Origin of the sequence: Mogibacterium diversum (assembly GCF_938028775.1) — a bacterium.
Classification (GTDB): Bacteria; Bacillota; Clostridia; order Peptostreptococcales; family Anaerovoracaceae; genus Mogibacterium; species Mogibacterium diversum_A.
Window position 1 is genome coordinate 1 of record NZ_CALIZG010000003.1, and the last position, 5,179, is coordinate 5,179.

Annotated in this window: 5 protein-coding genes and 1 pseudogene; 5 read left to right on the forward strand and 1 reads right to left on the reverse strand. The window is 39.6% G+C overall.

The features are described 5' to 3' along the window. Both Q7O90_RS00140 and tnpA read left to right on the forward strand, forming a co-directional pair. The coding region (locus Q7O90_RS00140; protein WP_330667010.1) for a helix-turn-helix domain-containing protein at window positions 1–1,077 on the forward strand (1,077 nt) is incomplete at its 5' end. Window positions 1,078–1,268: 191 nt separating this feature from the next. Further along, window positions 1,269–1,729: pseudogene (gene tnpA / locus Q7O90_RS00145) on the forward strand (IS200/IS605 family transposase). A 227-nt stretch (window positions 1,730–1,956) separates the two neighbouring features. Here tnpA and Q7O90_RS00150 read toward each other — a convergent pair. After that, window positions 1,957–2,235, reverse strand: coding sequence for a helix-turn-helix domain-containing protein (locus Q7O90_RS00150; protein WP_304126138.1), 279 nt, complete (start codon window positions 2,233–2,235; stop codon window positions 1,957–1,959). Window positions 2,236–2,403: 168 nt separating this feature from the next. On the opposite strand from Q7O90_RS00150, the gene Q7O90_RS00155 reads away from it, so the two are divergent. The 3 genes from Q7O90_RS00155 to Q7O90_RS00165 are packed head-to-tail and all read left to right on the forward strand — an operon-like array spanning window position 2,404 to window position 5,166. After that, window positions 2,404–3,543: a TolC family protein gene (locus tag Q7O90_RS00155; RefSeq protein WP_304126140.1), complete on the forward strand. Its 1,140-nt coding sequence runs from the start codon at window positions 2,404–2,406 to the stop codon at window positions 3,541–3,543. Next, window positions 3,544–4,104, forward strand: a complete 561-nt coding sequence (locus tag Q7O90_RS00160) for a TolC family protein (RefSeq protein ID WP_304126143.1) — start codon at window positions 3,544–3,546, stop codon at window positions 4,102–4,104. It abuts the gene before it with no gap. Window positions 4,105–4,125: 21 nt separating this feature from the next. Further along, window positions 4,126–5,166, forward strand: coding sequence for an efflux RND transporter periplasmic adaptor subunit (locus tag Q7O90_RS00165; RefSeq protein WP_304126141.1), 1,041 nt, complete (start codon window positions 4,126–4,128; stop codon window positions 5,164–5,166). Window positions 5,167–5,179 lie beyond the last annotated feature (13 nt).

Consider the following 5,179-nt stretch of genomic DNA (forward strand, 5'->3'; position numbering starts at 1 on the left):
CACCCAAGCGTTGCGCTAGTAGCATACCGAAGAAAAAGCCACGGCTTTCCATTCCCACCTGGAGCGACAATTAAGGAGCAACTTAATGATCGGAATATGAGTCAGAAAGAGTTTGCTGCTAGAATGGATTTGTCTGAAAAGCATGTTAGCAAGCTAATAAATGGTGAGGTACAGTTAACTCAAGAGGTGGCTTTAAGATTAGAAATGGTATTAGGAGTACCTGCAAAATTTTGGAATAATTTAGAAGCAATATATAGAGAAAAAATTATTAAAGTAAAGGCTGAGAATGCCATGAAGTCTGATGAAGTCTTAGCTAAGCAACTTCCTTATAATGAGATGGCTAAGCTTGGATGGATTCCTAAAACTAAAGTTTTAAAGGAAAAGATAGTAAATCTTAGAAAATATTTTGAGGTTGTGGATTTATCATTACTTGAAAATAATCAAATTACAAGAATTGCGTGTAGAAGATTAGCAGTAACAGAGAAGAGTGACTTGGCATTATTAGCTTGGACTCAAGAGGCAAAGCTAAAATCACGTTTTGTTAAAACGGAACCTATAGATATTGATAGGTTAGTTAAATTAATTCCTCAAATTAGGGCGATGACTATTATGAAGCCAAAAGATTTCTGTCCTAGACTTAAGTCTATGCTAGCCGAGGTTGGTGTTGCACTTATTTTTTTACCTCACTTAAAGGGATCTTTTTTACAAGGGGCTTCTTTTGTTGATGGAGGAAAGCTTGTTGTTGGTATGACAGCAAGAGGAAAAGACGCAGATAAGTTTTGGTTTAGTTTATTTCATGAACTAGCACATATTATATTAGGCCATATTAATCAGATTAATGGAACCACAGAAGACGATGAAGTTGTTGCTGATTTATGGGCGAAAGACATATTAATTTCAAACAATGATTTTGAGGATTTTATTAATACTAATTGTTTTTCTGATTCTAACATACGTGCATTTGCTAAGATACAAGAGATTGCACCAGGGATTGTAGTTGGTCGATTACAAAAAGAAGGTTATATCAAACACAGTATGCTGAATAATTTAAAAGAGCATTATGAAATTTCTGTATAATTTTGGGGAGAAGGTTATAATATACCTTCTCCTTTTTACTATTGTCTTTAGGCTGGTTCGCGACGTAGTCGCGAATCATAAAACCACTCACTATGCGGGTGCGGCAACGAAAGTTATACAAAAAAATCACCTTGCTTAAGTATAATGTAGGTGTTCAAGCCGCATTATATGCAAAAGAAAGGTGATTTTATATGGCAACAAGGACACAGAGTCTTGCGCACACAAAATGGTTATGCAAATACCACATAGTATTTACACCTAAGTATAGACGTAAAGTTATATATAATCAATATAGAAATAGTTTACGTGAAATACTGAGGCGTTTATGTGAATATAAGGGCGTCAAGATTATAGAGGGGGAGCTCATGGCAGATCATGTGCATATGTTAGTATTAATCCCACCTAAAATAGCAGTTTAATCTTTTATGGGATATTTAAAAGGTAAAAGTGCACTTATGATGTTCGATAAACACGCAAACTTAAAGTATAAATTTGGAAATAGACACTTTTGGTCCGAGGGTTATTATGTTAGTACGGTAGGTCTAAATGAAGCAACAGTAAAAAATATATACGTGAGCAAGAGTTACATGACTCAATGAAGGATAAGTTAAGTGTAAAAGAATATGAGGACCCTTTTAAGGGTAGCAAGTAATACATATCCCCTTTAAGGGGAAGGTTACGAGTCAATGGCTATGCGGCTTGAACGTAGTGAAAGCCAGCGCCTTTAGACGCTGGCCTAGTAATACGGGCTTATAGCCCGTGAGCAAACCACCCGTTTTACGGGTGGTTCTGATTTTTTATATGTATATAAAGGACTCTACATATTTATGTAGGGTCCTTTTATGAGCTAATGATCTTTATTTAATAGACTAAGTCTTATTATTTCGCATGTGGCTGATCTGATTCAGCTACTACGTTAACGACAATTTCTTGATCTGCAGAAATAAGATTCATAATGATGGGGATTGACTGTCCGATGGCTTCAGCTATAGCTTTAATTTGTCGCATTGCAACAGGATGAGGTGTCGTTCCATCGCTTTGAAATAATTCTTCCAATTGGTTGATTTCTGTTTGCCTTAGATTCGATTTATTTGCGAATTCTTCAACCGTCATATTATATTGTTCGCGATAGCTTTTAATAATTTCACCGATATACATAATCGCCTCCACTTGAATTATATTAATACATTTTTATTTTATGTGAAAGTTTGATAAAACTCAAGTTAGATTAAAATGATACTTCATATTATTGATACATAATGGTTTTATATTATAAGATGAACATACAATGATACTGATATATATGGAAATGAAAAGAGGTTTGCTATGATGACGAATAGAAAACAACTTTTAATTGTTTATATATGTTTAGCATTAGGGGCTTGGAGTGCTAGCGCAGGCGTTAGTTTTAGTCAATCAAACGGCGATGCGAATCGAACGAGTCGAGATAATACGACAGTACAGCATAGGTCTGAAAAAACTGTTGACGATTCTGACCAAGGCAGTCCTGTTATTGCATCGTATTACAAGGACGGCAAAAAAAAGAAGAAAAAAAGCACTGCTGCTGATGAGACTAAGCTTTCAGAGAAACAAAAAGCAACTAAAGAATTAAATGAACATTCTTGGGTAGAAGAAGCGGGAAAACATCCGTTACCGTATGAGGTTGTAGAAGGAAAAGCAGTCAGTGAAGAAGAATTAGCTCACTGGTGGAAGGTTTTTAATGATCCTGTATTGGATCAATTAATTGATTTGACCCTCAAAAATAATCGGCAGTTAGAGGTAGCTCGTTCTCGAGTTAGACAAGGACGGTTGCAGTTGGGAATTGCTGAAGCGCAACGATTACCCTGGCTGGATGCTTCCGGTTCATGGTCTGCTAACAGAGGGCAGGGCGAATGGGATTCGGACCGAGAAGAAATAAAGAGTTTACCTTTACCTGATAAGACGACGAGAACTGTAGAAACGGGCAAACTGGGAGTTGATGCCCGATGGGAAATTGATATATTCGGAAGACAGAAAGCCAATTCACGTGCTGCATCGAATTCGCTGCAGGCATCACAGGCGGATTTATATTCCACATGGGTATCGTTGAGTGCGGAAACCGCATTACAGTATATGTCGTTAAGAACCTTGCAGGAGCAATTACGCATTACGGAAGATGATGTGAAGCGTCAACAGGAAGCGTTGGAACTGCTCAAGGTAAATTATCAGTCAGGCATTATAAATGAATTACCGGTACAACAGGCTACATATGCATTGTCTCAGACTCAGGCGGAGATTCCTTCATTAAAGAAAAATATAGCCTCCACAATGTCCGCCATCTCTATCTTGACAGGAACGGTTCCGGGCGAAGTCGATGGGTTATTGACGGATAATGCTTCGTTACCGACGGTGGATCCGCATATGTTTATCGGCATACCGGCGGAAGCTTTGCGGCAACGACCGGATATACAGGCGGCTGAACGATGAATTGCTACACAACAACAGAAGACCAAGACTGCAAAGGCTGATCTTAAGCCTAGATTTTCACTGAATGGCAGTATAGGATTGGAGTCGTTTGCATCGGGTGGACTCGTTTCAGTCATCGGGAAGATGATAGGGATAGGACCGTCAATAACAATGCCTATTTTTCATGCCGGAGCTATCCGGAAGAATATAAAAGTACAAACGGAAAAGGAACAGGAATACTTGGCACTTTACGAAGAGACTGTTTTGAAAGCTGTAGGGGAGGTCCGAAATGCGGTGACGGATGCATCTCAGGATCATATTAAGTCTGAGGAATTAAAATCTGCTGTAGAATCTGCACAGCAAGCGGAATCATTGGCTCAAATTAATTTTGACTCTGGTATTAGTGACTACTTAAGTGTTCTTGATGCGCGACGAAATGTATTGTCTGTTAGACGGCAATATATCATGAGTCGAGGGCAAGAGTTTGCTGATACTATTCGTTTATTCAAATCCTTAGGCGGTGGTTGGGAAGCTATGGACATCGATCAGGCGGCAGAGGCGGATTCGCATGCTAAGAAATAGTGTCAGAAGCGGGGAATGATTATGAAAGAGAAACTTGATGTCCTTAAACGTTGGATGGCGAATAATAGAAAAAAGTGTATAAGTATAATAATTGCTCTTCTAATTATTCTGGGCGGTGCAGGTTATTATGCTTATTATCAATATGAAGCGTATATGGCGGCTCATCACATTGTGTTGCAAGGCAATGTGAATCTGCGGGAAGTGAATGTTGCATTCCGGGGCAGTGATCGAATTTCCAGCCTTTTAGTGGATGAAGGGGCGGTCGTAACCAAGGGGCAGATATTAGGATATTTAAATTCTGATGAATTGAATCTTGCTGTACAGCAGGCTAAGGCTACCATTGCAGCACAGGAAGCGGTAGTGGCTAAGTTGCAGGCAGGGAGCAGACCTGAAGAAATTGCCCAGGCATCGGCACGAGTTACATCTGCAGAGGCTTCGCTGGCTCAATCGAAGCAGGAGTCCGATAAGCTGCAAAAATCCTATAATGCTTCAAATGGTAAGGCCGTCAGTCGACAGTCTGTAGATGATATACAGGCGAAGATGAAAGTATCGGAAGCCAAATTAAATGAGGCTCAGCAAGCATACAATTTAGCTGTCGCAGGGCCAAGACAGGAAGATATAGCACAGGCCCAAGCACAATTGGATTCGATGAAAAGCGAATTGGCTCGTCAGGAGTTTTTGTTAAACCAAACCGTATTAACAGCTCCTATAGACGGTGTTATAACGGCCCGATTATTACAGGTCGGTGATATGGCTTCACCGAGTACACCTGTATTTAAGTTGGCTGAGAATACCAAAAAGTGGGTTCGTGTATATGTGAACGAACGGGATTTAGGGAAAATTTATAACGGTATGGATGCGAATGTGACGACGGATACTAATAAGAATGAACCGATTCACGGCACAATCGGATATATTTCTTCCGTAGCGGAATTTACACCTAAATCGGTAGAAACGGAAGATGTGCGTACTACCCTTGTGTATGAAGTACGGGTCTATGTGGATGACCCTGATAATCGTCTCCGTTTAGGAATGCCTGCCACTGTTTCCATTGATATATAGAGGTGTGCGGTGA

Coding starts and splice junctions, on each gene's coding strand:
- Q7O90_RS00150 (WP_304126138.1), bottom strand. CDS start 2,235: ATGTATATCGGTGAAATTATTAAAAGCTATCGCGAACAATATAATATG.
- Q7O90_RS00155 (WP_304126140.1), top strand. CDS start 2,404: ATGATGACGAATAGAAAACAACTTTTAATTGTTTATATATGTTTAGCA.
- Q7O90_RS00165 (WP_304126141.1), top strand. CDS start 4,126: ATGAAAGAGAAACTTGATGTCCTTAAACGTTGGATGGCGAATAATAGA.